This window comes from Pseudoalteromonas distincta, from assembly GCF_000814675.1.
Lineage (GTDB): Bacteria > Pseudomonadota > Gammaproteobacteria > Enterobacterales > Alteromonadaceae > Pseudoalteromonas > Pseudoalteromonas distincta.
The window spans coordinates 57,348-82,679 of the sequence record NZ_JWIG01000023.1; the positions used below are offsets into that span (position 1 = coordinate 57,348).

The 25,332-nt window shown below is 38.4% G+C and carries 26 protein-coding genes and 1 tRNA gene; 12 read left to right on the forward strand and 15 right to left on the reverse strand.

Annotation, left to right across the window (positions count from 1 at the left end; translation table 11 throughout):
- Window positions 1–30: 30 nt before the first annotated feature.
- From QT16_RS14950 to QT16_RS14960, 3 genes are all read right to left on the reverse strand, one after another.
- The gene (locus QT16_RS14950; protein WP_039489030.1) at window positions 31–3,249 is read right to left on the reverse strand and encodes an ATP-binding protein; all 3,219 of its coding nucleotides are present in this window, start codon (window positions 3,247–3,249) and stop codon (window positions 31–33) included.
- The gene (locus tag QT16_RS14955) at window positions 3,249–4,511 is read right to left on the reverse strand and encodes an ABC transporter substrate-binding protein (RefSeq protein WP_039489032.1); all 1,263 of its coding nucleotides are present in this window, start codon (window positions 4,509–4,511) and stop codon (window positions 3,249–3,251) included. Before QT16_RS14955 ends, QT16_RS14950 begins: the two co-directional genes overlap by 1 nt.
- Before the next feature lie 187 nt (window positions 4,512–4,698).
- A tRNA-Ala gene (locus tag QT16_RS14960) sits at window positions 4,699–4,774 on the reverse strand.
- A 166-nt stretch (window positions 4,775–4,940) separates the two neighbouring features.
- On the opposite strand from QT16_RS14960, the gene QT16_RS14965 reads away from it, so the two are divergent.
- Window positions 4,941–5,336, forward strand: coding sequence for a putative periplasmic lipoprotein (locus QT16_RS14965; RefSeq protein ID WP_039489034.1), 396 nt, complete (start codon window positions 4,941–4,943; stop codon window positions 5,334–5,336).
- A 1-nt stretch (window position 5,337) separates the two neighbouring features.
- Window positions 5,338–5,838, forward strand: coding sequence for a prolyl-tRNA synthetase associated domain-containing protein (locus QT16_RS14970; protein ID WP_039489036.1), 501 nt, complete (start codon window positions 5,338–5,340; stop codon window positions 5,836–5,838).
- Here QT16_RS14970 and QT16_RS14975 read toward each other — a convergent pair.
- The gene (locus QT16_RS14975) at window positions 5,805–6,953 is read right to left on the reverse strand and encodes an MFS transporter (protein ID WP_039489038.1); all 1,149 of its coding nucleotides are present in this window, start codon (window positions 6,951–6,953) and stop codon (window positions 5,805–5,807) included. The two genes, QT16_RS14970 and QT16_RS14975, sit on opposite strands and share 34 nt — an antisense overlap.
- A gap of 198 nt (window positions 6,954–7,151) precedes the next feature.
- Between QT16_RS14975 and QT16_RS14980 the strand changes: the two genes are divergently transcribed.
- The 4 genes from QT16_RS14980 to QT16_RS14995 all read left to right on the forward strand — a co-directional run bounded on the left by QT16_RS14980 (window position 7,152) and on the right by QT16_RS14995 (window position 10,332).
- Window positions 7,152–7,691 carry a DUF2058 domain-containing protein gene (locus QT16_RS14980; RefSeq protein WP_002957867.1) on the forward strand — a complete coding sequence of 180 codons (540 nt, stop codon included), beginning with the start codon at window positions 7,152–7,154 and terminating at the stop codon, window positions 7,689–7,691.
- A 182-nt stretch (window positions 7,692–7,873) separates the two neighbouring features.
- Window positions 7,874–8,197: a c-type cytochrome gene (locus QT16_RS14985; RefSeq protein WP_002957866.1), complete on the forward strand. Its 324-nt coding sequence runs from the start codon at window positions 7,874–7,876 to the stop codon at window positions 8,195–8,197.
- A gap of 165 nt (window positions 8,198–8,362) precedes the next feature.
- Window positions 8,363–9,130, forward strand: coding sequence for a class II aldolase/adducin family protein (locus QT16_RS14990; protein ID WP_010554363.1), 768 nt, complete (start codon window positions 8,363–8,365; stop codon window positions 9,128–9,130).
- A gap of 26 nt (window positions 9,131–9,156) precedes the next feature.
- Complete coding sequence (locus QT16_RS14995; RefSeq protein WP_007375956.1) at window positions 9,157–10,332, forward strand: mandelate racemase/muconate lactonizing enzyme family protein; 1,176 nt, start codon at window positions 9,157–9,159, stop codon at window positions 10,330–10,332.
- A 94-nt stretch (window positions 10,333–10,426) separates the two neighbouring features.
- Here the strand turns inward: QT16_RS14995 and QT16_RS15000 are convergent, their stop codons facing one another.
- From QT16_RS15000 to QT16_RS15035, 8 genes are all read right to left on the reverse strand, one after another.
- Complete coding sequence (locus tag QT16_RS15000; RefSeq protein WP_039489041.1) at window positions 10,427–10,798, reverse strand: hypothetical protein; 372 nt, start codon at window positions 10,796–10,798, stop codon at window positions 10,427–10,429.
- Window positions 10,799–10,847: 49 nt separating this feature from the next.
- Complete coding sequence (locus QT16_RS15005) at window positions 10,848–11,687, reverse strand: amidohydrolase family protein (RefSeq protein WP_039489042.1); 840 nt, start codon at window positions 11,685–11,687, stop codon at window positions 10,848–10,850.
- Window positions 11,684–12,412, reverse strand: coding sequence for an SDR family NAD(P)-dependent oxidoreductase (locus QT16_RS15010; RefSeq protein WP_039489044.1), 729 nt, complete (start codon window positions 12,410–12,412; stop codon window positions 11,684–11,686). Before QT16_RS15010 ends, QT16_RS15005 begins: the two co-directional genes overlap by 4 nt.
- 21 nt (window positions 12,413–12,433) lie before the next feature.
- Complete coding sequence (locus tag QT16_RS15015; protein ID WP_002957860.1) at window positions 12,434–12,922, reverse strand: FKBP-type peptidyl-prolyl cis-trans isomerase; 489 nt, start codon at window positions 12,920–12,922, stop codon at window positions 12,434–12,436.
- A gap of 66 nt (window positions 12,923–12,988) precedes the next feature.
- A complete protein-coding gene (locus QT16_RS15020; protein WP_039489047.1) occupies window positions 12,989–14,458 on the reverse strand; it encodes a LysM peptidoglycan-binding domain-containing protein in 1,470 nt (489 codons plus the stop codon).
- A gap of 55 nt (window positions 14,459–14,513) precedes the next feature.
- A complete protein-coding gene (locus QT16_RS15025) occupies window positions 14,514–15,536 on the reverse strand; it encodes an MBL fold metallo-hydrolase (protein ID WP_039489049.1) in 1,023 nt (340 codons plus the stop codon).
- 63 nt (window positions 15,537–15,599) lie between these two features.
- A complete protein-coding gene (locus tag QT16_RS15030; protein ID WP_002957856.1) occupies window positions 15,600–15,905 on the reverse strand; it encodes a cell division protein ZapA in 306 nt (101 codons plus the stop codon).
- Complete coding sequence (locus QT16_RS15035) at window positions 15,905–16,135, reverse strand: cell division protein ZapB (protein WP_002957855.1); 231 nt, start codon at window positions 16,133–16,135, stop codon at window positions 15,905–15,907. Before QT16_RS15035 ends, QT16_RS15030 begins: the two co-directional genes overlap by 1 nt.
- Window positions 16,136–16,373: 238 nt before the next feature.
- On the opposite strand from QT16_RS15035, the gene QT16_RS15040 reads away from it, so the two are divergent.
- Complete coding sequence (locus QT16_RS15040; protein ID WP_039489052.1) at window positions 16,374–17,213, forward strand: 23S rRNA (adenine(2030)-N(6))-methyltransferase RlmJ; 840 nt, start codon at window positions 16,374–16,376, stop codon at window positions 17,211–17,213.
- A 107-nt stretch (window positions 17,214–17,320) separates the two neighbouring features.
- Here QT16_RS15040 and QT16_RS15045 read toward each other — a convergent pair whose 3' ends face one another.
- From QT16_RS15045 to QT16_RS15055, 3 genes are all read right to left on the reverse strand, one after another.
- The gene (locus QT16_RS15045) at window positions 17,321–18,139 is read right to left on the reverse strand and encodes an META domain-containing protein (RefSeq protein WP_002957853.1); all 819 of its coding nucleotides are present in this window, start codon (window positions 18,137–18,139) and stop codon (window positions 17,321–17,323) included.
- A 121-nt stretch (window positions 18,140–18,260) separates the two neighbouring features.
- Window positions 18,261–18,827: a PhnA domain-containing protein gene (locus QT16_RS15050; RefSeq protein WP_007586451.1), complete on the reverse strand. Its 567-nt coding sequence runs from the start codon at window positions 18,825–18,827 to the stop codon at window positions 18,261–18,263.
- Window positions 18,828–18,905: 78 nt separating this feature from the next.
- A complete protein-coding gene (locus QT16_RS15055) occupies window positions 18,906–19,655 on the reverse strand; it encodes a substrate-binding periplasmic protein (protein ID WP_039489054.1) in 750 nt (249 codons plus the stop codon).
- 149 nt (window positions 19,656–19,804) lie between these two features.
- Between QT16_RS15055 and QT16_RS15060 the strand changes: the two genes are divergently transcribed.
- From QT16_RS15060 to QT16_RS15080, 5 genes are all read left to right on the forward strand, one after another.
- Window positions 19,805–21,070: an EAL and HDOD domain-containing protein gene (locus QT16_RS15060; protein WP_052201176.1), complete on the forward strand. Its 1,266-nt coding sequence runs from the start codon at window positions 19,805–19,807 to the stop codon at window positions 21,068–21,070.
- 2 nt (window positions 21,071–21,072) lie between these two features.
- Complete coding sequence (locus QT16_RS15065) at window positions 21,073–21,687, forward strand: paraquat-inducible protein A (RefSeq protein ID WP_002957849.1); 615 nt, start codon at window positions 21,073–21,075, stop codon at window positions 21,685–21,687.
- A gap of 94 nt (window positions 21,688–21,781) precedes the next feature.
- On the forward strand, window positions 21,782–22,144 hold the full coding sequence (locus QT16_RS15070; protein WP_307734244.1) for a hypothetical protein: 363 nt from the start codon (window positions 21,782–21,784) through the stop codon (window positions 22,142–22,144).
- 258 nt (window positions 22,145–22,402) lie between these two features.
- A complete protein-coding gene (locus QT16_RS15075; RefSeq protein ID WP_039489056.1) occupies window positions 22,403–23,779 on the forward strand; it encodes a TolC family protein in 1,377 nt (458 codons plus the stop codon).
- On the forward strand, window positions 23,769–25,331 hold the full coding sequence (locus QT16_RS15080; protein ID WP_039489058.1) for an efflux RND transporter periplasmic adaptor subunit: 1,563 nt from the start codon (window positions 23,769–23,771) through the stop codon (window positions 25,329–25,331). The genes QT16_RS15075 and QT16_RS15080 overlap by 11 nt, the downstream gene beginning before the upstream one ends.
- Window position 25,332: the final 1 nt, after the last annotated feature.

Genomic DNA, 25,332 nt, shown 5'->3' on the forward strand with positions numbered 1-25,332 from the left:
ATTAAATCTAGTTCAGGTTAGTGGTTATGCCTAATTTTTATTATCGTTTCTATATTTATCAATCAGCTCTATTACTAGCGCGTAGTTAAAATGATCAATTGCTTCTTTGAGCTTAAATAGAGAGTGGCCTCTCTCATATTGATTCATTTCTAGCTGTCTAACCAAACTGCTAGGTACGGGGCGAGCCGTTAGTGCTAATGAGTATATATTATCGATAACCGAGTCTTCGTTTTCTAGTTGATGTAGCTGTATATGTTCTTTTTTAAAGTTATCAGCTATCAAAAATTGTTTTACGGCAACAAGTGTAAGTGTTAATTGTTCGTTAAAATGAGATAAGTTAATACTTTTATTATCTATTAAGCTTTTCTCAACACTTTGCGCGCTTTGTTGTAGTAGCTCCAAGCCTAATGTGCCGGTCAGCCCTTTGAGTGTGTGTACTAGTCGAATTAAGCCTTCTAACTCTCCATTTTTGATTAATATATCAGCTTTAATCGAAAAGTCATTGTAATCGTTTACAAACTGTGTAAATAATTTGCTTAACAATTCGTCATTGTTTTCTAGGTTTTCCTTTGCTAAAGGCCGATTTATAGTGCTCAGAGGTTCACTACTTTGCAGATGCTTTTCTATACTTTCGTAAAGTGCATCAAAAATAATCGGTTTTACTAAGAAACCATCCATACCCGCTCTAAACGCTGCTTTTTTATCATTAGGATCTGCGGCTGCCGTAATGGCAATTATGGGAGTTTTATAGCCTCGCTCTCTTAATATGTTTGTTGCTTCAAGCCCATCCATAACTGGCATTTGAACATCCATAAAAATAATATCGATGTCATTTGTCTCTACTTTATCTAATGCATCATGTCCATTATCAGCAATGATCACGGTCATATCTAATCTGGCTAAAAGAGCGGAAGCTATTTCTTGATTAATTTTATTGTCGTCAACAACTAATGCATTAAAATCTGAGAATTTAGGATGGGGCTTTAATTGCTTTTCTTTAAAATTATTTGGTGCGAGTGCTCTTAAAATTTCTACTTCACTATTTTTATTACCAATAATTATAATGTTTATATTTTCATTTTTTGCAATTGGTTCTGGAGACTCTTCATCGGTAATTAATAAAATAAGTGTCAATTTTTCATTACCGTTTTTATTTTGAGCATACAGTTGTTGTAAAATAAAGTTATCGTTGAGCTCTTTTTTTTCTACCGACAATATTACAATACTAAATGGGCTACTAGGCTGAGACATTTTTGCAATGGCTCTTAATGGTTCTTTTGTTGTTTCTGTCGTTATGTCTATACCACTTAGCAAGTCCATTAATTTTTTAATTTGCTCATTATCGGGGCTAATTAATAAGGCGTGTTTTTTAAGCTTTTGTTGCTCAGATAAAGTAAAGGGTAGAGTAAAGAAAAACTCGCTACCTTGATTAATCGTGCTCCTTACTTGTATATCTCCGCCTAGCAATTTAGTTAATTGTTTGCTTATAGTGAGTCCTAAACCGGTCCCACCATACTTTCTTGTTGTGCTTGAGTCGCCTTGCGAGAAAGACTGGAATATAATTTTTGATTGCTCTTCAGTCATCCCAATACCCGTGTCTTTTATACTAAAGCGAAGGTTTATTGTTTTTTCGTGTTGAGATGTCGCTTCTATAATTAATGATATTTCACCATGCTCAGTAAACTTAATTGCGTTACCTACACAGTTATTTATTATTTGGCTTAAGTGCATTGGGTCGCCAATAAGTTCAAGTCCTGCATCAACGTGTAAAGTAAAATTTAGTAGCAAGCCTTTTTGCTTGGCATTTGTTGAGAATAAATTTTGAACGTTAGAAACAATAGTATGTAAGGTAAAAGGGATTTGCTCTAACTGGACTTTTTCCGATTCTAGTTTAGAAAAATCCAGAATATTATTTAAAATCTGCAACAAATTTTGAGCACTTGAAAAAGCTTTATCTGCATAATGTTTTTGCCTTGAGGGAAGCTCACTGCTTTGTAAAAGCTGCAACATACCTAATATGCCATTCATTGGAGTGCGAAGTTCATGACTCATATTGGCTACAAAATCTATTTTTGTTTTATTGGCTTTATCGGTTTGCTCCATAGCGCTCGTCAAGTCGGCATTCATTGCTTCCATTTGGGAATTTAATACGCGGGTTTCATTGAGTAGCTCTTTGGTTTGCTTATTTTTTAAATATAAAGCGTTGGCTGCTTTTATTACCGATGCTATTTCAGTTTGATTTTGGCTGGTATTTGAAATAATTACTGGCTTTTCGCTATTCATATCTTTAAGTAATAAAGTGAGCTGGGTAATCGGTTTTATAACCGATCTAAAAATAAAATAGCTTAATAATAAAATGATTAACATAATTAAAACGGCAAATATATTTGCCTGTTCTGTATTTTTTGTTAAGTGGCTACTTAGTAGCTCTTCTGTTTCGGTTAGTTTATTTTTTTCTATATTTTTAATTTCATTAGTTAAATACAGCAATTCGTTTTCTATGCCTGTTAGCACTACATTTACAGAAAAAGTGTAGCTGCGGGTAAGCAATACAAGTTTGTTATAAGCTTGTTTTAAGCTTATTGCTTTATTGGAGAGGGACTCATTTATTACAGACGTACTCGTTAGTTTTTTATGTAAGTAATCTAGGTTTTGTTTTACATTTTGCGCTTCATCAAAGTTAGGCTTATAAAGGTAGCTTACAGCAGCGTGCTTTAAATTACTTATTGTGAGTAAAACATCGTTAAAAATAACTTTATTGTCATTGTTTGAAGACTCTTCTAAATCAATAATTGTTACTTGTAAGTCATCAATAGGTTTTTTGAACTGAGTGGTGTAAAGGTGTTCGCGTTTTTGTCTGTTTATGACAACTTGGCCAAATGTATCTTGGTAATTATTTAAATATTCGCCAAGGCGTATTAGTGAATTTTGATACTCAGGGGTCAGGTTTAGAGTGTTTGTTTTTAGCTGCTCAAGATTTAAGTTTGCCTTATTTAAATAAAAATTAAATTTGGTAATCGTATTTTCATTAGCATTGTCAATAAATGAGACAGCATGGGCTTGCAGGGAGATAATATCGTTTTCTAAGTTAGTTACAGCTTCACTTTGAATAAGTGCGTTATGCTGCGATTTTTGCAAGTTAAGTAAAGACGTTTGCGAATAGTTAAACAAATAGCTCTGTAAAAGAAGTAATCCAATCAGCGAACACAGAGCTAATATTATTTTTGATTTAATTGAGTTTATTATCATTATCGGCTAATCAACTCATACCATTTTTGCAGGCTGTAGTCATAGGTTGGCATAACTGTATTCCACACTGCTACATTACTAAAGCGCTTATGGTAACTACCGCCATTACGTTGCCCACCTGCTTTTACTGCTACATCGCCATTGGTATTTAATAAATCTATGTTTGTTGCTTTTCCACCGTACCAGTAATCCCATTCCGGCGGAGATAGGAGTAGTTTAGAGCGCTGCGGGTTACTAATGTAATAACCTTGGCGAGCAATAAATGCACCAGGCCAGCCTGAAAGCCACCAATTCATATAATCGTACGCAGCATCTTTTGCGCTACTTTGTATTTGTGACGATAAACACATAACACCATGCCAGCCTCGGTAGCCTTCTTTTGGCGCGGCAAATCGTACATTAATATTTTGGCTGTTTAATGCAGAAACTGCAGGCGAAAACATACTTTCTATGTGGGCTCGTTTACTTTTCATAAATTCAATCGACTCAGGAACCGAGTTCCAATAGCCACTAAAGTGACCTTGGCGTTTAAAATCGAGTAATATACTAAACAATCTATCAAGTTCTGAACGGGTCATTGCACCTATATCGTTAAACTTTATAAGCCCTTTACTTTGTGCTGCTAGGGCTAGGTCAAATAATCCAATGGTAGGCGCATTTACAATAGCTACTTTACCTCTGTTCTCGTCATTAAGCAGCCAACTCCAGCTTTCTGTTTCGTATGCTATACCGGGCTTAATAAAGTCGGTGTTGTAACCAAAAGAGTCAACATTATGCACATAAGGTAAAAAGCTAAGATGATCGCTTTCTTGTGCGCTTAATGTGCCATCGGGTTGAACATTTAATAATTTATAGGGGGCATCACCTGCACCAATACTTGCAGTTTCGGTTAGTTTTCCCGTTTTAGTAAGTGGATTTATCTCGTTAAAGTAGGTGAGTCGTTTTTTTTCTATTGGCTGAATGGAACCTGCATCCCAAAGCACATTAATGCTGTCTGACCATTGTTCGTATAAATCAAAGGAGCTAGGGTCCATTGATGCCTTTTGCAAAACAGCAGCGCTGCCTGCGGGAGTAAATTCTATATTAATACCCAAGTCACTCATCGCTTGCTTGCGGATAGCCTCTTGGAGTGTTACATGCGTACCAAGCACTCTTAATGTGACTTTTTTTCGGGCAAAAACATAAGGCGCATGTGTTATTGCACCAGCTGTTAAACCTATTGCAGCTAGCTTTTTTAGCGTTGAACGCTTAGGGTTGTCCATGTTAAGCCTAAAGTACTAATATATGACATTATGTATAGCTAAGAACTTGTAAAGACACAAGTTGAATGGATAGATTTAAAATTATATAGAATGAAAAATTAGAATATTAGGGTGTCAAAAAATAATAAAAACAATGGAAAAATAGAAGAGTAGAAGAGTAGAACGAATTTGAAAAGGAGTAGGAAAGTGGTGGAGCTAAGCAGGATCGAACTGCTGACCTCCTGCGTGCAAGGCAGGCGCTCTCCCAGCTGAGCTATAGCCCCACATTCCTAAGTTACATATAATGTAACTGCTTGACTGCTGAGTTCCAAGCGGGACGAACTTTAAGTTTTTTTATAAATTTGGTCAAGTATTTTTTCGTAAATTTTCACTGTTTACGTCAATTTTTGTTAGACTCGGCTTAATTCAAAACTAAAACGATAAAAAACAATGAAAAAATGTGTTCTAGCGCTTATGGTTTTACTCGCTGGCTGTGCCTCAAATGATGAGCCGCCTTTTGAAATAAATAATAAACAGTTTCACGAAAAGCAAGATGAGCAAGGTAATAAGCTTTTTGCTTATGTTGTTTCGGTAAAAGCTAAGCATCGTGAAAACTTTAACATTGACCGTGGTCCTAATAAGAGACCAAGTCGTGGTGAGGTTAAGCAGTATATAGAGAAAGAGCATTTTGAAGAATCGAGCATTCTGAAGTTACAGCTAGAAGACCAAGCAGTTGAATTATTAAATCAGGAGCTAAAAGATCGTAAGTATTGCGACAATAAGCATGAAGTTAATGATGTTTTATGGCGAGATTTGAGTGTACAACTAAGAGGGCGTTGTTTGTAATATGTTGGCTGATAAAACTAAGTTAGCAGAGCTTTTGGCGCACCTAGATATTAATTACGATGTAATAGAGCATCCGCCGCTACATACTAGCTTAGCGGCAGATGAGTTTATGATTGAGCGCCCAGGTACTCGTCTTAAAAACCTATTTTTACGCGATAACGAAGGCAAGCGACACTTTTTAGTTATTACAGCGCACAATAAGCAACTCGATTTAAAGGCACTATCAAAGCAACAAGGGCTTTCGCGTTTAGGGTTTGCATCGAGTGAACGCTTAGCAACGTATTTAAAAGTGGCTCCTGGGTGTGTATCTATGCTGACTCTTTTAAATGATAAGCAAAACGAAGTGAGCTTATGGGTCGACCAAGATATTTGGGGTGGCGATTTGTTCCATTGTCATCCATTTGAAAATACCCAAACATGGTTGCTTAGCAAAGCTGACTTAGAAATATTTTTTAATCACACAAAGCATCAACCGCGCGTTGTATTTTTACCCTCAAAATAAGCCCACATAATTAACGATAAACCGCATAAACAAACCGCGAGCAGCGTAAACATAAACGCTGTTTGCCCATGATGTTGGTATACCACACCGGGTAATAACGACCCCAATGCACCGCCACTGTAATAAAACGATACATATCCGCCATTGGTTACACTTGGTGGGGCTTTACTGATTTTATTAACGAGCGGTGCGGCAGTTGAATGAATCACAAACATAGCACCACAAAACAAAGTAAATGCGATTAAAAATAAGCTAAGCTGATGGCTCATTAATAAAATAATACTCACACTATAAAAACTAAATACCGCAGTTAATAAATGCCAAGGCGAAGGGACTTTTTTAAGTAACCAAGGTGCAGCAATAGAGGCGAGGGCACCAATTAAATAACCACTGTAAACTAAACCTATGTCACGAGTATTGGTAATTAAAAACGTGTTTTGTAATATAAACGGTAAGTAATTAAGTAGTGCAGCGAAACAAAAGAACATACAAAAAACGGCGCCGTAAACTTTAAGTACAGCGCCTTCTTTAAGTTGTTTAATGTAATCGAGTGGGGAGAGTTGCGACTGTGTAGCTGGGTTTGTAAAGCGAGAATGCTTAATTGTCAAAGCTAAGCAAATAAGCATAAAAGCAATTACGTAATAAAAGCTCTGCCAATTCCATAAGTCGCTAAACAAAGCGGCAAGCACACGTCCAAAGTAACCACCAACTATACTGCTACCAATATATAGGGTCATATTTTTTTGAAGTGTATCGGCGCTATAACTCATGCCTATATAGCTAGTCATTGCTGTTAAAGCTGCGGGGAGCGTTAAACCTTGTAAAAATCTGACTAATAATAAAAGCTCAAAGCTAGGTACATAAATAAAAAGTAAGCAGCTAAGGCCTAAAAGTACCATTGCAATACGTAGTATGAGTAGTGGATTTATTTTTGCTAAAAATAAACCATACACGAGCGGGGCAATGGCTAAGGGCAGCATAGTTGCAGTCATTAAGCTGCCAGCTACCGCAGGTGCTACATTAAATTCGCTCGCAAAAAGGCTAAGTAGGGGTTGCGGTGCATAAAGCACAAAAAATATAAATACCGAGCAAACGAGTAGATGAGGTAAACGCATTATATGGCTTGTGCATTTGCTGATTGGTTGTCTGGTATTGTATTAAAAATTGCTTTTAATTCATAATTAAAACCATAGCCATTGCGCTATATCATGGTTTGTTTTAACTAGTTTGCTAGATTAATGTCGATAGCGCTGTTATTTGAACTCGTTGGTGATTAAAATAGCGATAATATTAGTTTTTAGTGGAACAAAGTCATGGGTTCATTACAAGACCAATTGCTTCAAGCAGGATTAACAACATCGCATAATGCTAAAGTTGCTAAATCAGAAAAGCGTAAGCAACAAAAAAAGCAAAAGAAAGGGGCTACTAGCAACCCAAGTGATCTGCAAAAGCATATTCAACAAACCAAGCTAGAGCAGCAAAAAAAAGCTGAAGAGCTTAACCAAACACGCCAAGTGAGCTTAAAGCAGCGCGAACAAGAAGCGCGTGTTAAACAAATTTTAGAGCACCACAACCAAGACGCTATTCGTGGTGAGCGCACATTTAATTTTACTTATCAAAACAAAGTAAAAAATATCGACGTGAACGAGAAAACGCAAAAAGCGTTATCGGGCGGTCGTTTAGCTATTTGTGTACTCGAAGGGCAATTTTACGTATTAGACGACGAACCAGCACGCAAAGTGGCTGAAGTTGACGAAAAGTATATTGTTTTTCATGTAGAGCCAGAAAACAAACCAAAAGATGAAGATGACCCATACGCAGACTTTGAAGTACCAGATGATATAGTGTGGTAATAGTTATTAAGGGTAAGCTCATTTTTATTTGCTAAAGTATATAGAAGTGAGATGGAAACGAGTTAGCGGTTTTTGGTTAAGTTGATCGTCTAGCGTCGTTTCGTACGTATGCTTTTTATTTGATTGTTTACTACAATCAATAGAACAGTTTTTCTAACCGTCAAAAAAGAAGAGTAAATACAATGAGCAAGATGAAAACACTACTATTAGGCGCGGGTATTACTTTAGCCGCAAGCTTCTCGTTTAATGCAGCTGCTGCCGATGGCGCTGCACTTTATACCGCTAAGAATTGTCAAACTTGTCATGGCGCTGAAGGTAAAGCACCAATTATGGGTATGTACCCTAAACTAAACGGTCAAAACAAAGACTACTTAGTAGCGCAAATGAAAGATATTAAGTCAGGTGCACGTAATAACGGTATGACCATGGCAATGAAAGCAATGGTTGCAACGGTAACTGATGAAGAGTTTGAAGCAATTGCAGATTACCTAGCTAACGTAAAATAATTTACGCAGTTATACCATTTTAATGCAATTGGTATTTTAGTTTTACAAACAGCCACACAATAGTGTGGCTGTTTTGTTTGGTGTTTGCTATAAAATAGAGACTGCTTTAGACTTCTAAACATCTGTTCGTACAGGTTAATAATGTACGTTTTTAAAAGGCTCATTATGTTTGATTTACCCCAACTCGATTTAAAAAATAAAGTATCAGCACAAGAGTGGCAACTTCGTGTTGATTTAGCCGCGTGTTATAGACTGGTAGAGCACTTTCGTTGGGGGGATTTAATCTATACGCATTTATCAGCACGTTTGCCTGGCACCGACCACTACTTAGTGAATGCGTTTGGTTTAACCTTTGATGAAGTAACTGCCTCTAATTTAGTAAAGGTCGACTTAGACGGCAACATTATTGACGATACGCCATTTAGTATTAATCCAGCTGGATTTACTATTCACAGTGCGATTCACGAGGTACGCGAAGACGCTCATTGTGTTATTCACCTTCATACCAAAGAAACAATCGCAGTCGCTACACAAAAAAATGGTTTATTACCGCTTAGCCAATATTCAATGTTTTCACTGCCATCGCTTTCTTATCATGGCTACGAAGGGCTTGCAGTAAACGACGACGAGCGAAAAGTGCTGCAAGATGATTTGGGCAGCACTAACCATATGTTATTGGTAAATCATGGTGGCTTAACAGTAGGTCCAACGGTAGGCGATGCGTTTATGCGCTTTTATGATTTACAGCGAGCGTGTGAAATTCAACTAGCGCTACAATCAAGCTCGCAAGAGGTGATTGAAGTACCGCAACCTATAATCGACAATATTTATAATCAAGCAAACGTAGTACACAGTGGCAGCACCGGCGGGCAACTTGCGTGGCCTGCAATGTTACGTAAAGCGTATCGACTTGACCCTAGTTTTGCAAAATAACCCATAGCGGTTAATAAGGAATTTTAATGAAAGTAAATCGCGTTGAAGTATTTGATATTCACTGTCCTGATAGACCTTCTTGGACACCTGTGTTTGTACGAATTCATACTGACGAAGGTATTAGTGGTGTTGGCGAAGCCGGCCTTGCATACGATTTAGGTCACAGTGCTGCAGCGGCTATGATTAAAGAAATGGCCGACGCCTTTTTAATCGGCCACGACCCATTTCAAACAGAAAAACTATGGTCTCGTATGTTACGTGAGAGCTTTTGGGGTTTAGGCGGCGGACCTGTTGTATATGCTGCAATGAGCGCAATTGATACCGCACTTTGGGATATAAAAGGTAAAGCGCTTGGTTTACCTGTATACCAGTTATTAGGCGGTAAAGTTAACGACAAACTACGCACTTACGCATCGCAATTACAGTTTGACTGGGATAGCGAATTTAAAGCGCTAGTACAACCGCAAGAATATGCAGAAGCGGCTTTAAAGGCGATGGCCGAAGGTTACGATGCAGTAAAAGTAGATCCAATTCAGTACGATAAAGACGGCAATACTTATTACGATCGTACAAAAATAATTTCACGTACTGAAATGAAGTTATACCGTGCGCGCATGCAAGCTATTCGCGAAGCAGTAGGCGACGAAGTAGACATTATTTTTGAATGCCACAGTTTACCTGGCGTGACAACAGCCATTCAGTTGGGTGAAATTGCAGAAGAATTTGACTGTATGTACTTTGAAGAGCCAGTTAACTATTTAAACCATTCATTGCATGCAAAAGTAGCAGATAAAGTTAATGTGCCAATTGCTGGTGGTGAACGTTTGTATAATCGCTGGGGTGTGCGCCCGTACTTAGAAGATCAAAGTATTGATGTTCTGCAACCTGATATTGGTTTATGTGGTGGCTTTACCGAAACTAAAAAAGTATGTGATTACGCAGATATCTTTGATGTGCGTATTCAAGCTCACGTATGTGGCGGGCCTGTTGCAACAGCAGCATCACTGCACTTAGAAACGGCTATCCCTAACTTTTTGATTCATGAGCACCACACTTATGCGATTAAAAAGTGGAACCGCGAGTTATGTTTACAAGACCCACAACCTAAAAATGGTTTCTTTGAAGTGTCAGAAGAGCCAGGGTTGGGTATTGAATTAAATGATGAGATTGTTATGCGTTCTCAACGCGTAGAAATAAAATAATAGTCTTTTAACCTAACTTTAGGACATGCATTAAAAAGCCGGTAAGTGATTAGTCACTTACCGGCTTTTACTTGTTTGGTAAAGTTTTAGCTTGTTATAACTCGTTAATTCTACATTCTACGTCTTTAAGCTCAATAGTGGCTTTACTATCAAGGTGGCGTATATAGCATTGCTTGCCTTTAATCATCAATTCAAACTGATCGGGTGTATTGCGACTTTGCGTGTCGATAATATTATTACCATCCACATTGCTAAGGGTTACTGTGCTGCTGGTAGTAAATACATTATCAGCTAATTGAGTTTCTTGTATATGTACAAGTGTTTTAATTGCTTTGCTAACGGCTGTTTTATTTGGCTTTGACAGTAGAGCATGTTGCAGCTTAGGTGTCGGATCTGGATTTTGAGATATGCAGCCATTGAGAAAAAACGCAGAAAATACAACGATTAGTAAAAAGTACATTTTCATAAATTGGCCGTATTATTATAAAAAGAGAGTTTAATATAACTAGTTTTACTTAAACTTGGTAGTAGTGCTTAGCGTTTGCATAGCTAAGGTTATGCCATGTCTTATCGTTTGAGCATAACGCCTTATGGCAGTGCCATAGAGTGTTGTAGCTTGTATTTATTTGGCACACAGGAAAGTTGCTTGCAAACATAATACGCTGCTGGCCAAAGTGATTAAAAAGAATATTAAAACACGCTGCTTGTTGCTCACTGGTAAGTTGTAGTAATTCAAAACCAGAGAATTTAATTGCTATGTTGTCGTGCTGAGCAAGTAACTCAGCACCTTGTTGCCAGTCATTTAAATTACTTGGCAGTCCTGCATGATTAATTATAATTTGAAGCTGCGGTAGCTGCTTAGCGTAGTAAGCTATTTGATTGGTTATTTCGCTATTTTCAATATCAAATTGAGCTTCAAAATGCAGTTTATTTGTAGCCAATAAATTAAGGTTATTAATACAATGAGGGCTTTTTAGTCTCACTGCATCATCGTCTTCGGTTATATCTCTTATACCACAAAGGCTTGAATGAGCCAGTGCATTTAGCGCGTGATTAAATTGCTCTGCGGGCGCATCAATTTGGTTGTAACTAATAGCCTTAAATGAAAGGTTTTTTAAATGCGAGCTTAGCCAGTTTAACTCGTTTATAGGTGATTGATTATCAAACCCAGCCTCAATGTGCACAATACCCGCAAGTTCAAAATCAGTACTTTTAACAAGTTGCTCTGCACTTATTGGTTGTTTGATTTTTTCTAGGTTAGGCCATGCTGGTGGGTTTTCGCCTTGTAGCCAAGTATATTGCCCCTCGGCAAGATTAAAAAAATGCACATGAGGGTCAATAATTTGCATGCTCATTGGGCAGTGTAACCACCGTCAATACTTTGTAGGCTGCCAGTAATAAAGCTGGCATCGTCACTTGCTAAAAAGCTCACAAGGGCAGCAACCTCATCGGCTTGACCTAATCGGTTAAGCGGTTGAAGACTTGCTTCCTCGGCAACTATTTCAGCTTTGTTTGCGCCACTTTTTGCGCAGTACGCATCTATCGCGTTATGAAATAGCGGGGTTTCTATTGTGCCAGGGCATACCGCATTTACTCTAATATTAAAGCTCGCGTAATCAAGCGCCGTTGTTTTGGCCATTGAGGCAAGGGCATGTTTTGTTAGGTTATACGCAAAAGAGTTTTGCTTACCTATAATTGCTTGATCGGATGCGACTAATATAATAGCGCCGCTATTTTGCGCTTTCATGCTTGGCAATACGCTTTGTACTGCGGCATAGGCGCCTTTAACATTAAGCGCAAAAAGTGCATCGAGAGTTTGCTCGTCGGTGCTTTCTATATTTGCGCTTAAGTGTTTTCCAGCATTAGAAACAAGTACATCAATACGTTTACTTTGTTCACAGATAGCGTTGATGCAGCTTTGTACCGCCGGTACATCACTTACATCACACTGATGAAATATACCAGTTTCGCTTGGCTCTATATCAAGGTTATGTACTTTATAGCCATTACTTAGCAAACGCTTTACAACGGCTAGACCAATTCCTTTTGTACCACCTGTAACTACTGCAACTTTAGACATACTTACTTCCTTTATTGCTAACTAGTGAGAGTGACCGCAGCCGCCTTCAGCGTGCACATGTCCGTGAGAAACTTCTTCACTCGTCGCTTCACGTACAGATACAACTTCAACGTCAAACGTTAGTGTTTTGCCCGCAAATGGGTGGTTTAAATCACAATCTGCGTTAAAACGACCAACCTTAACAATAGTAACCTGATGACGACCTTGGTTAGAGCTAACCATTGCTGTCATACCTGGTTTCCATACTTTAACGTCGCCTTGTAGGTGCTTAAGCGGAATACGTTGAATTAAATCATCAACACGCTCGCCGTACGATTCACTTGGCTCTAGCGTTACACTAAATTTTTCGCCGGCTTCTTTACCTTCAAGTGCTTTTTCTAAACCAGGAAGCATGCCTTCGCTGCCATGAATGTAAGTAAGTGGCGCTTCGTTTGTGCTACTTTCAATTTGTTCGCCCGCTTCGCTAAGGGTGTAATGAAATTCAACTGCTGAATTTTTGCTAATTTGCATGCTTGTCTCTTCAAATAATAACTATGTTAGGGCGCAATTTTACGCGAAATATACTTGTTTATAAACTTAACGTGGCTGATTTAGTGTTTTTTGTAAATCTAGCAGTAAATCTTTTTTTATTGGTGCTGCTTTTTGCTTTTCAGCCTGTGGTATAAACAGTACTAATTGAGTGCCAGGCTTTAAAATACTTGATGCAGAGAGTTTGTTCCATTTTGCTAAGTCGCTATGAGGTACATCATAAAGCTGACTTATACTCCAAAGGCTATCGCCTGACTTAACTTCGTAATCTATTTCAATGGTGGGAATCGCAATCTCTTGGTGTTCTAAATAAGGGCTGATTTTGTAATCAACAGTTAATGTGCTTGGCAGAGTTTTAGGTTGTCCAACTAATAACTTTTCTCCAACACCTATTAAATTATTATTTTTATTATTAAGTTGTTTTAAAGCTTTTACAGACATACTAAAACGCCTGGCGATACTGTAAAGCGTATCGTTTTGTTTAACGATGTACTCTCCAGCAAAGTTTGATTTGAAGAACTGACTTTTTAATAATGCTTCTTGCCCTATAGGCAGCAGTAAAGTATGCGGCCCGTTAGGTGAGCTTTGATTTTTTAAATATCCCTGATTAATAGCATGTAACTGCTTTGAACCTATACCAGAGAGCTTGGCAATGACTGAAAAGTCGAACTGCTGGCCTATGTTCATCTGTGTTGTAAATGGTTTATATGCAAGCTTTGGGCGTTTAATGCCCTTTTGTGGGTGTTTAACTAAATAGCTTAAAGCGAGTAATTTGGGTACATAATCAGCGGTTTCTTTTGGCAGGCTGAGCGACCAGTAATCGGTGCTTTTACCGCGTTTTTTATTTTTTTCTATTGCGCGTTTAACACGGCCTTCACCACTATTATAAGCGGCCAAAGCATGTAGCCAATTACCATCAAAGCGTTTATGTAAGTAACTTAAGTAATCAAGTGCAGCATCGGTTGAAGCAAGTACGTCTTGGCGCCCGTCATACCATTGGTCTGACTTAACACCAAAGTGATGCGCCGTTGCGCCAACTAACTGCCAAACACCAACAGCTTGCTGTGATGAGGCTATTGTTGGTCTAAAATCGCTTTCTACAAATGGTAGTAATGCGAGCTCCATAGGTAATTGCTTTTGCTCAATTTTTTTTACGATGTGATACAGGTAAGGCGCTGCGCGTTTGCTCACCGTTTGTAAGTAGTTAGGTTGCTTTGCATACCAGCTGATACGCTTTTTTAAAGCGCGATTTTGATAAATCGTAAAGTGTAGATTATTGGCTATATGCACCCACAGATCGGTGGTTTTTGGTGGGCGCTTTTTTACGATTGTTTTTTTGAATTGAAGTGGCGTAACTGGCTCATTAACTTGAGGCGTTTGAGCTACTTCATCGTCAATATCATAAGTATAGTCAGGCTCAAAATGAGTAAATATTTGTGGAGCTTCTTGTGGTTCTTGCTCCGTTGATTGACAACCAAATAACAAAATACCCAAACAACATAAAACCAAACTGCGCATAGTGATCACTTTTGTAAATTCCTTTTATTATTTTAACACAATCCGTTGTGTTGAGTTATTCTGCGCTTTTTACACGATTTAGGCCTGCTTGTAAAAAAAAGTTACTCGATTTTATATTAAGCGCTTCTTGTTGATAAGGCTCAATAACTGATTCAGGAAACGACAGCATTAACTGCTCAATACTTTGATCTTTATTGTTTTTAACATGCTCCGTTATGGCTGTTAAAAATGATAGCGGCTGTTTCAGCTGCTCTTTTGTTAATGTGCCGCCGTGACCAGGTATAATAATAGCGAGCTTTTCATCGTTAATATATTGCTTAAGCAACGTTTGCCAACTTTTAAGTTCACCGTGTCCAGGGTAAGGAAGCCAGTCAACGATATCGCCACCAATCAGCACACTGCCATTATTAGTAGTAATAGTTAAATCACCGTTAGTATGGGCTTGCTGCGGCTCAAGCGTTACCTCAAAACCACCAAGGTCGATAACTTTACGACTATTAATGACTATTTCGGGTTTGCTAAGCTGATACTCCTGCCAGCGAAAAAGTCGCTTTTTTGCAAGCTTTAACTTATCACGCCATTTAGCTTGCTCTTCTTTAGGGACATTCGCTAATCGTTGGTAGCTCAGCTCAATGCTCTTTTCATAGGTGTCTAGTTTGTCGGTATATGCTGTTTGGTAAAGGCTAAAATTTTTATTTACTTGCTGATGAACAACGAGCTTGGCATCAGGATAAAAATCTTGCATAACCGCCATACCTAGCAAGTGATCGTCATGGTAATGCGTGGCAACCAAATAGCATAAAGGTGTTTTCAGGCGTTTTTTTAAATCTTCAGCAAGTTGTTCAACTGCAGCAAAATTGGCACTCGTATCAACCAGTAGGGCACATTTTTCGCCTTCAATTAATACTTGGTTAGAGTCGTAAAAACGAAGCTTGTCTTGTTGCTTTAAAAACTGAACATGAGGGTTTATTGTATTCCAAGTAACGGCAGCGTAGGTGTTAGGTGCTATTGATAATAAAGTGCATGCCAATAGTAAGTGCTTACATGAAGAGGTTATGTTTGAAAGTTTTAACTTCATTTATTATCTCTACGCTGAGGTTTAATTACTTTAATAATAAACAAAAAGCGCAGTATGCGCTTTTTATTTTTGGTGTTTGGGGTCATTTGCCAAATGCTGACTGAGTTTATCAATCAATTGGTCTTGATGCTGTTGTTCAACTGTAGCCTGTGTTTTTGCTTCTAGCAATTCGTGGCTTAAGTTTAATGCTGCCATTAGTAGGGCTTTTTGATCGTTTCTAACGGTTGAGCGTTGTTTCATTTGCTCAACTAAGTCATTTAGATTTTTAGCTGCTGCTATTAATGCATCTTCCTGCCCTTCGGGGCAAGCAAATTGCTGCTCTTTACCTAGCAACTCAACAGTGACCCGCTGGTTTTGCAGCTCAGACATTAGCTAGCCTGTTGTGCGCTTTGTAATTTATCAAGAAGACCAGATAAAGTAGTGCTGGCATCTTTTTGCTTTTCTTCATTTTCTAAAGCTTCAAGCTGTAGTAATTCGTTTTCATCGCTTAGTTTAGTGTTCTGTTCTTTTAAAGTAGCAACATCTGTTTGTAATTGATTATTACGTTCGATTAAAGAATCGATCAGTTGTTCGAGTTGTTGAAGAGTAGTGTTGTTCATAAAGGCGCTCATATAACTGTAATTAATGTCATGCAAATGTAAAGCAAAGTGTGTTGATTTGCCAGCATTTACGGTGGTTTTAGCTGATTTTTCTTCTGCGTTAAGGGATAATTCAGCATATGAGCTTTTTCATTCAGAAATGGTTCACTTTAACACTCTCTTATCTTGGTGTAAGTTGCCAAAGCCTAGTGCTTATGGTTCACTTACGATATTAAATTGCGTATGGCGAAAATAAATAATGCTTAGTTACAGACACTCATTTCATGCGGGTAATCCTGCCGATGTACTTAAACATTTAGTACTGGCACAAGTACTAAATTATCAAACAATTAAAGATAAACCGCTTGATTATATAGACACGCATTCAGGTGCTGGCTTTTTTGAACTGGCAGCTGCTGATGCGCAAAAAACGCAAGAGTATCAAGATGGTATTGAAAAACTTTGGCAACATAAAAGTGAGCATGCAGCGCTTAATGAGTACATTGAATTAATTAAGTCATTTAACGACACTGACGAACTTGCATTTTATCCAGGTTCACCAAAAATTGCAGAGCATTACTTACGCCGCCAAGATAAGGGCTGGTTTTTTGAACTGCACCCGCGCGATTTATTATTACTTGAAGAAAACATGCAAGGTAAGCGCTCTATTCGTGTACGTGGAGAGGATGGTTTTACCGGTTTAGTTGGTTTATTACCACCAGCATCTCGCAGAGCGTGTGTGTTAATTGACCCACCGTACGAAATTAAAGATGACTACGAAACGGTTGTAAAAACTTTAGTTAAAGCTCACCAGCGTTTTGCTACAGGTACTTACATGATTTGGTATCCGGTAGTAGACAGAGAGCGCATTGATAATATGGAGCAGGGCTTAATTGATTCAGGAATGCGCAACATTCAGTTATTTGAATTAGGCACTGAAGCGGATACTGACGTACACGGCATGACAGCATCGGGCATGATTGTAATTAACCCTCCATGGAAGCTAAAGCAAACAATGGATGCAATAATGCCTGAACTTGTTGATTTGTTAAGTGAGCCAAGTGGTTTTTACAGAAGTGAACAACTCGTTGATGAGTAGCTTTAAATAGCGCTTATAATGAATGATAAAATGCCCAGCTTTGCTGGGCATTTTATTTAAAATCAATACGAATGTGTTAGGTAACACATATATTAGGGAGCTAAATATTAATTAAAATAAACTGCGTTAAAAGTAGCAAGCGTATTACCGCTGTTGTTTTTAAGTTTCAGTGACTCGCCTGTAATTTCCCACTTTGAAGTATTGTTAAGTACGTTAGACATAGCTGCCTCTTGGTCCATATTCTCCGAACACATCTTTTTTGTACTCGCTAATTGACTAAGTGTAATTGTGTGCTGCTCGGTACTATAGCTTCCGCTAAAATTATTACAGCCTAAAAAGCCATTAACACGGTAGTCTTTATCGAACTGAATAAACGGTTCTTTAGTAGTAACATTTACTGTTTGAGCATTGATTGTTATTGCTTTCCAGTACGTGTTTGTAAGCGTTACGTCTGGCTTTTCAACGGATACTTTTGAAAGCTCAATTTTATAAGGGCCAGTTAGCTGTGACTCTCTAAATGGGTCGTTATTTGTTGTACTTGTGTAAAGTACTTTGTCTTTATTTATGATTCTGGCGCTTAGGCTATAGCGGTGTTTATCGTTAACTTTACTGGCATCATAAGTTAGCTCTACAGTAAATGGTGGAGCTTGGGTTATATCAATCACTTCTTGGGTTATTATATCTGCTTTTACATCCATTTTAGATACATCCGAAAGCGTAACGATTAACTGTGAACCGGGGCGAAGCATACTGCGATCTTTGTAGCTAACTTGGGTAGTTAGAGTCGATATTGATTTTGCTTGCTCTGTATTTTCAGTCGGCTTAGGTTGTTGATCACAACCGGTTATAGCAAAAGCGCTTAGTGCTAATAAACTAAGTCCTGTAAGTGCTTTTTTACGTGAATGTACTGCTTGATGCTTTTCCATGTTTGTTATCCTTACTCAATATTATCCCCCTAGTGTATTACCTAGTGACTTAATCATTCCTTAACTTATTTTAAACATAAAAAAAGGCGCATGAGCGCCTTTAATAATTAAAAACAAACGATTATTTTTTAACAAACTTAGTTAAAATAACAATGCGTTGGCCGTCAACTCGCCCTTCAATATGCTCAGGGTTGCTGGTTAGGCCAATATTACGAACAGCTGTTCCACGTTTAGCTGTAAGGCTACTACCTTTAACGTCTAAGTCTTTAATTAGGGTTACAGTATCGCCTGCTTGAAGTACTACACCGTTGCTATCTACATGCTTTAAATCGTCATCTTCAGCAAGTGCTTTTTTAGCCCACGTTAGCGTATCTTCTTCAAGGTAAATCATGTCTAGCGCATCTTGTGCCCAGCCATTATCAGGCGCTAAACGCGAAAGCATTCTGTAAGCTACAACTTGTACTGCAGGAGTTTGGCTCCACATGCTATCGTTTAAACAGTGCCAATGCGTAGGCGTTATTTCGCTGTTATTCTCGATTTGATCTTTACATGTTTGACACGTGTAAATACATTTATCTGAGTGGGTTTCAGTTACCGGTGGTACTTCATAAACAGATAAGTTCTCGGTGGCTGCACACAATTCACATTGATTATTACTACGTTCGATTAAGGCTTTTTCAATACTCATGGGGCTCTTTCTGATTCTGGTCGAGTTAACATTTGCTGCTATTGTACTCCAAAACACGAGCTCTGCGCCATTAGTCCCTTAATTTTGTGTGGGTATATTACTCATATACTTATCTTCAATAGTTTTTATATATCCTTGAGCGTGAAGGTTTTTAATTGCTAGGTTTATTTGGGGCAATAATTCTTTATGTTTGCTCAATAAGCGAATTCTTAAAAAACCATGGGAATGCTGTGCGCCAAAGGCAATGTTTATCCCTAACTGCTTTGCCCAATAGAGCGCAGTTAACTTACCTACTAGTGCCGCTTCTACACGGTTTCTTGATAGAGCTGTCATAAGTTCTTTTTCGGATGGAAAGTCAACACGCTCAAAGGTGTTGTCATTAAAGTAATAGTAACCTAGTACCGTTCCTATATTTTTACCCTTCAAGCTATCAACGCTTTGCCAGTGCTGGGCATTTTTAGGCAAGGTAACAATCATTTCTGTGGCATAAATGAGCGGCTCTGAAAAAACATAACGAGGGTCATTTCTCTCACTCTTTGAGAGCCATTCTAATGAAATAACATCAAAATCGATTATTTCATCTTGTAAATATTTGGTAATACGCTTTGTAGGTAGGCCGATATGAGAAGCTGCAATATTGGCATCATCGAGTACTTTTTCAATAATTTCGGGTAATATGCCAGGCTTTTCTGGATCATTTGTATAATATGGATAATGACTCCCTGACGCGCTAACATTATATTTGAGGGGAGTAGGGTTAATGCTGGCATAGCTAAAAAATACAAATAGCAGAGGGCTCAGTACTAATAACCGAATAAAGTTAGTCAAATCTCTACCTTTTATATTAATATTTTATATTAGTGTTGTGTAATTTTAACATTTTTGCAATGACGACTATATTTATCTTATGCGTGTTGCATTAAAGTACACATATTATTGGCTGTTTTGCCATCTTTTATTTATAGGTTTAGAGCCAAGTGAAATTACATAACATACCTGATGAAGTACAAAAAATAACTCAGTTTGTTGCGCGGCAACCTATTTTTGATATAGACCAGAATGTTTTCTCGTACGAATTGCTTTATAGAGACTCAGCCAATAATGCGTTTCCTGTAGGCACTTCTGATGTCCATGCGACAAGCCGCCTATTTTTTAATGCATTAATGTTGGTTGGTTTAGATAGACTTACCGCACATCATTTAGCTTTTATAAACTTGTCATCAGAAACTATTCTCGATAACTTCCCCAAACTTTTATTGCCAGAAAATAGTGTTATTGAAATAGTGGAGCGCACGGGTAATATTCCTGCGGTGGCTGAGCGTGTGCAAGAACTTAAAAAAGAAGGGTATGTTTTTGCGTTAGATGATTACGATGGCGATCCAAAATGGGAGCCACTGTTAGCACATGTTGATTACATAAAAATTGAGATAGATGATCCGGTTATTAAAACCAATATGCGCATTAAAAAAATAAAACGCGCAAATCCACATGCAAAAATAATTGTTGAACGAATAGAGACGCATGAACAATTTAATGTATTAAAATTGGCTGGCTGCGATTTATTTCAGGGGTTCTTTTTTTCTCGCCCAGAAATGATTACGTATAAAGGTGTAGAGCCTTCAAAGCTAACCGTTTTTGATCTATTGCGTTTTACAGCAAAAGAAACACTTTGCTTTAAAGAAGTTCATCAACGAGTGGCCAGAGATGTCGCCATAACAGCGAGGGTTGTAAAGCTAGCTAACGCGCGTTCAGGCAAAGCAAATTTAGTCATTACGTCTATTTCACAAGCGGTTATTTATTTAGGTGAGGACACAATAAGACAATTTGTTCGCGTATTAGCAATTAGTGAGTTGGGGGTCGAAAAACCAACCGAATTAACTAAGCTTGCTTTAACGCGGGCTCAATTTATGTCGCTAATATTGGAGCAAAATAATAAAGAGTTGACCGAGCAAGGGTATCTGGTGGGTTTGTTCTCGGTGCTTGATGCTATTTTAGATGCTGAATTAAAAGATATAGTTAAAGAGTTTACTTTAGATGCTGCAATATCTGATGCGTTACTATTAGAGAGCGGCATTTTAGGGAACTGTTTATCGCTTATAAAAGAGTTTGAATTAGATAATATAGATGAAGCTATGGTCCATTTGGCCAACATAAACTCAGAGCTGCATATTGGCGATATATTTAATTTTTTATTGGATGCTGTTTTATACAGTGATGACATTATTGAGGCAATAGCAGAATAAATATGCGTAATTGGTTGTCGGTTATAAGTGTAGTGGTTGCTCTTTGTTTATTGTTTCCTGGTATTACAAAACCAGTATTAACAATAGAGGGCAACATAGATAAATCAAAACTAGCGCAAGCGGGCATTGAAATGCTTGCTGAAGAGGGCGATGGTCGAACTCGCAGTATGCTAATGATGTTCTCGAATATGCTAGGGCTTGATAAGTTAGAGGGCGAGATTAGCGCCTATAACAAAACACAAAGTATTTTAGGCACAGTTAAAGAGCTTGCTAGCAATAATAATTTATTTGTAGCTGCTTTAGTGGGTTTGTTTTCTATTGTTATTCCAAGCTTGAAGCTGCTATTACAATTGCTTTATTGTTGCCTACCTTTGAATGGGTTGAAGCAAAAGCTCGGTCTGGTTATTTGTGCATTAAGTAAGTGGAGCATGGTTGATGTATTTGTTATTGCATTAATAGTGACTTACCTAGCAGGTAACGCTCATGGTAAAAGTGGTGAGCTACTTGTTATGAATGCCCAATTTGGTGAGGGCTTTTGGTATTTTAGCGCATATTGTATATTTGCAATTATAGCGAGTAACTTAATTAAAACACCTGAAAAACCGCAGTCTACATAATTAAAGTATTTGTGGTTGCCGTTAGGTTATCTTACAATCATTTTAAAATTTATTAAAAGGCATAATGTTGCAACGTTTTTACTCTAGTTTACTCATGATAACTTTACTGCTCACTTTTGTGGGTCAGGCAGTTGCGTCTGTAGCTATGGTATGCGAAATGCCACATATGCCAACGAAAACAGCAATGCATGCCCAAATGCCAATGACACAAAGTAGTGATACAACAGCTGTCGCTAGCATGTCGGAAAATATGATGCAGATGGATTGTTGCGACGACGAAAGTACGCCACAAAATGATTGCAAATGCCCTATCAGTGGCTGCGCTGCTAATTCAATGCTTAATGTTGATACTTTATTTAGCGTTACTTTACTTGAATCTGAAAAAGTAAATATAAGTGTATTTACTACACAAATTAATATACCTCGTTCACTCTACCGCCCTCCCATGTCTGCTTAATAGCAGGATAGGTGTAATATCAATTTTATTGAAAACATGCTCATTCTAGCGAGTTAAATACCTCTCTAACTGCGTTAAAAATTACTTATATAAAGCAACTATACTGCGTAATTTTTTCCTTGTTATAGAGCTATTTCCCTACCGCAATAATAGATCATTAATTCAATGCAATTGATATAAAAGGTTTTTGTAAAACTCCTAAACACCTTTTTTGCTTCCTAATTTAAGAATTTCTTTTATTTTTAGATGGAGCAGGTGATGAACCACGCTGTAAGTATTAAAGCCGTATTATGTAGTGTTGTGTTATTTAGCACAGCTGTTAATGCGCAAAACAATTCAAATAACCTAAATATCGATACGCTAAAGCAAGCCCGCAATGAGCAAACGCTTAGCTTAACGCAAGCGCTTAATTATGCACTAACGCATGAGCCATGGCTAAAAGCGAGTGGCTACCAAGAAGATGCCACAATAGCGCAAAGTATTGCCGCAGGCACCTTACCCGATCCTGTTTTAACGGTTGGCTTACTTAACTTACCTACTAACGGTTATGCGTTTGATCAAGAAGGGATGACGCAGCTTAAAGTCGATTTGAGCCAAAAGTTTAGCCGAGGGGATAGTTTAGCACTTAAACAAAAGGCATTAGCTCAGTCTGCTCAACAATATCCTTGGCAGCGCGCCGATCGCTTAGCACAAGTAAAAGCAATTGTGATTGAGTCGTGGTTAAACGCGTATCGTGCTCAGCGAAGTATTGCTTTAATTGAGCAAGATAAAGGGCTATTTACTCAGCTTATTGAAATTACCGAAGCAAGCTACGCAAGTACCTTAGGTAAAACACGCCAGCAAGATATTATTCGTGCGCAATTAGAGCTCACTCGCCTTGAAGATAAGCTGGTTATGCTTGAGCAGCAATTTGAAAGTGCTAAAAACCGTTTAGCACAGTGGTTACCTATGAATATGCTTATGCAGCCTTTAAACACCGAGTTTACTAAAACCACAGGGCTTGTTGATTTTGAAAACCTTGAATTTGATAAATTAATACAGTTGCTTATGGCGCACCCCGCAATTATTGCGATAGATAAAACCGTCACCGCAAAGCAAACCGAAGTTGCACTCGCCAAGCAAAGTTACAAACCTCAAATGGGCGTTAATGTGGGTTATGGTTACCGAGATGATACGCCTATGGGGGAGTCGCGAGCTGATTTACTTTCAGTAGGATTTAGCATTGATTTGCCATTGTTTACTGATAACAGACAAGATCAACAGGTTAAATCGGCTATTGCTAGTGCAGAAGCTACTAAAACACAAAAGCTGGTGGCGCTTCAAAAACTCAAAGGCATGTACTTTAAGGAGTTTAGCCAACTCGCTCGTTTGCAAAAACGCGATGCGCTTTATCAAAATACGTTATTACCGCAAATGTCAGAGCAATCTCAAGCAACACTAAATGCTTATACGCGCGACGATGGGGATTTTTCTGACGTGATGCGCGCGCGTATTAGTGAGCTTAACGCCAAAATAGACGCGCTTAATATTCAAGTAGATCAGCATATTATTACCGCTCGCCTTAATTATTATGCAAGTAGCTTAGACCCCCAAATAATGAGCGATAAAACTGGAGAATTACATAATGAATACTAATTTAAAGTTATTTGTTGCCGCCTTAGTCGGTGCGGGCGCATTTGCGTTAATTGGCGCCTTAGTAATGCAGTTTTTACCTAGTAACTCGGCAATGCATGAACAGCAAAGCGCTGAAAAACAGCCCTTATATTGGGTAGCCCCTATGGATAGTAATTACAGGCGTGACGCGCCAGGGCTGTCGCCAATGGGAATGGATTTAGTCCCTGTATATGAAAACGATAGCAACGCTCAGGATGGACCAGGTGCAGTAACTATTTCGCCTGCAGTCATTAATAACTTGGGTGTAAGAACTGCCAAAGTAGAGCTTAAAACACTTCACAGCGATATAAATACTGTGGGGTATGTGCAATATAACCAAGACCAACTTATTCACATTCATCCGCGTGTAGAAGGCTGGATTGAAAGCTTGTACGTTAAAGCGCAGGGTGCACAAGTTAAAGCCGGTGAGCCTTTATATACTTTGTATTCACCACAATTGGTGAATGCACAGGAAGAGTTTTTATTGGCAGTGAATCGTAATAATACCGTGTTAATTCGCGCAGCAAAGGCACGTTTAGAGTCGTTAAATGTGTCTGATGGATTTATTGAACGCTTACAAAAAAATAAAAAGATAATGCAAAATATTACTTTTTACGCAAAGCAAAGTGGTGTGGTAGATGAGCTAACAGTACGAGAAGGCTTTTACGTTAAACCAGGCACATCAATGATGAGTATTGCCCAGCTTGATGAAATCTGGGTAGAGGCCGAAGTGTTCGAGCGCCAATCAGAACAAGTGAGCGTTGGTTTACCTGTAACGATGACGCTTGATTACTTAAAAGGTCAAAAGTGGGAAGGTAAGGTTGATTACATTTACCCCGCGCTTGATGCTAAAAACCGGACTCTGCGTGTAAGGCTCAGGTTTGAAAATGCAGATCATCGGTTAAAACCAAATATGTTTGCACAAGTGAGCATTCACGCTAAAGCGAGTAAGGCGCAATTTACAGTCCCTAAAGAAGCGGTAATTCGCACGCAGCATCAAAACCGTGTGGTTATTGCATTAGGTGAGGGTCGTTTTAAATCGATAGAAGTCGAAGTTGGGCAAATTAATAGTAATGAAGCGGTCATTTTGTCAGGTGTGACGACAGGTGACACGGTAGTGACCTCAGCGCAATTTTTAATAGATTCTGAGTCAAGTAAGAGCTCCGACTTTAAACGAATGGAAATGCCTAGTTCTAGCATTAGCTCAGGTATGAGCTCGGATTCTGGTTCAGGCTCTAATATGAACATGGATATGCTGCCACAAAGCGCCACGGTTAACGGCACTATTAATGCCATAGATACACAAAATCGCATTATTAATATTAGCCGAGAAGCCATTGAAAAATGGAATCGAGAACCCGCCACAATGGACTTTGTATTAGCGCCAGATATTGATATTACTCAGTTTGAAAATGCCCAGTATATTAATTTTACTTTTAGCATTATTAATGATGAATTTGTAATTACTAAAGCGCAAAACGCAGAGCCGATTGATCATTCTACTATGCAACCTATGCAACACAGTTCTCACTAGG

Excerpts from the sequence above, each read along its gene's own strand:
- QT16_RS14950 (WP_039489030.1), bottom strand. The coding sequence starts at position 3,249 with ATGATAATAAACTCAATTAAATCAAAAATAATATTAGCTCTGTGTTCG.
- QT16_RS14955 (WP_039489032.1), bottom strand. The coding sequence starts at position 4,511 with ATGGACAACCCTAAGCGTTCAACGCTAAAAAAGCTAGCTGCAATAGGT.
- QT16_RS14965 (WP_039489034.1), top strand. The coding sequence starts at position 4,941 with ATGAAAAAATGTGTTCTAGCGCTTATGGTTTTACTCGCTGGCTGTGCC.
- QT16_RS14970 (WP_039489036.1), top strand. The coding sequence starts at position 5,338 with ATGTTGGCTGATAAAACTAAGTTAGCAGAGCTTTTGGCGCACCTAGAT.
- QT16_RS14975 (WP_039489038.1), bottom strand. The coding sequence starts at position 6,953 with ATGCGTTTACCTCATCTACTCGTTTGCTCGGTATTTATATTTTTTGTG.
- QT16_RS14980 (WP_002957867.1), top strand. The coding sequence starts at position 7,152 with ATGGGTTCATTACAAGACCAATTGCTTCAAGCAGGATTAACAACATCG.
- QT16_RS14985 (WP_002957866.1), top strand. The coding sequence starts at position 7,874 with ATGAGCAAGATGAAAACACTACTATTAGGCGCGGGTATTACTTTAGCC.
- QT16_RS14990 (WP_010554363.1), top strand. The coding sequence starts at position 8,363 with ATGTTTGATTTACCCCAACTCGATTTAAAAAATAAAGTATCAGCACAA.
- QT16_RS14995 (WP_007375956.1), top strand. The coding sequence starts at position 9,157 with ATGAAAGTAAATCGCGTTGAAGTATTTGATATTCACTGTCCTGATAGA.
- QT16_RS15000 (WP_039489041.1), bottom strand. The coding sequence starts at position 10,798 with ATGAAAATGTACTTTTTACTAATCGTTGTATTTTCTGCGTTTTTTCTC.
- QT16_RS15005 (WP_039489042.1), bottom strand. The coding sequence starts at position 11,687 with ATGAGCATGCAAATTATTGACCCTCATGTGCATTTTTTTAATCTTGCC.
- QT16_RS15010 (WP_039489044.1), bottom strand. The coding sequence starts at position 12,412 with ATGTCTAAAGTTGCAGTAGTTACAGGTGGTACAAAAGGAATTGGTCTA.
- QT16_RS15015 (WP_002957860.1), bottom strand. The coding sequence starts at position 12,922 with ATGCAAATTAGCAAAAATTCAGCAGTTGAATTTCATTACACCCTTAGC.
- QT16_RS15020 (WP_039489047.1), bottom strand. The coding sequence starts at position 14,458 with ATGCGCAGTTTGGTTTTATGTTGTTTGGGTATTTTGTTATTTGGTTGT.
- QT16_RS15025 (WP_039489049.1), bottom strand. The coding sequence starts at position 15,536 with ATGAAGTTAAAACTTTCAAACATAACCTCTTCATGTAAGCACTTACTA.
- QT16_RS15030 (WP_002957856.1), bottom strand. The coding sequence starts at position 15,905 with ATGTCTGAGCTGCAAAACCAGCGGGTCACTGTTGAGTTGCTAGGTAAA.
- QT16_RS15035 (WP_002957855.1), bottom strand. The coding sequence starts at position 16,135 with ATGAACAACACTACTCTTCAACAACTCGAACAACTGATCGATTCTTTA.
- QT16_RS15040 (WP_039489052.1), top strand. The coding sequence starts at position 16,374 with ATGCTTAGTTACAGACACTCATTTCATGCGGGTAATCCTGCCGATGTA.
- QT16_RS15045 (WP_002957853.1), bottom strand. The coding sequence starts at position 18,139 with ATGGAAAAGCATCAAGCAGTACATTCACGTAAAAAAGCACTTACAGGA.
- QT16_RS15050 (WP_007586451.1), bottom strand. The coding sequence starts at position 18,827 with ATGAGTATTGAAAAAGCCTTAATCGAACGTAGTAATAATCAATGTGAA.
- QT16_RS15065 (WP_002957849.1), top strand. The coding sequence starts at position 21,073 with ATGCGTAATTGGTTGTCGGTTATAAGTGTAGTGGTTGCTCTTTGTTTA.
- QT16_RS15070 (WP_307734244.1), top strand. The coding sequence starts at position 21,782 with ATGATAACTTTACTGCTCACTTTTGTGGGTCAGGCAGTTGCGTCTGTA.
- QT16_RS15075 (WP_039489056.1), top strand. The coding sequence starts at position 22,403 with ATGAACCACGCTGTAAGTATTAAAGCCGTATTATGTAGTGTTGTGTTA.
- QT16_RS15080 (WP_039489058.1), top strand. The coding sequence starts at position 23,769 with ATGAATACTAATTTAAAGTTATTTGTTGCCGCCTTAGTCGGTGCGGGC.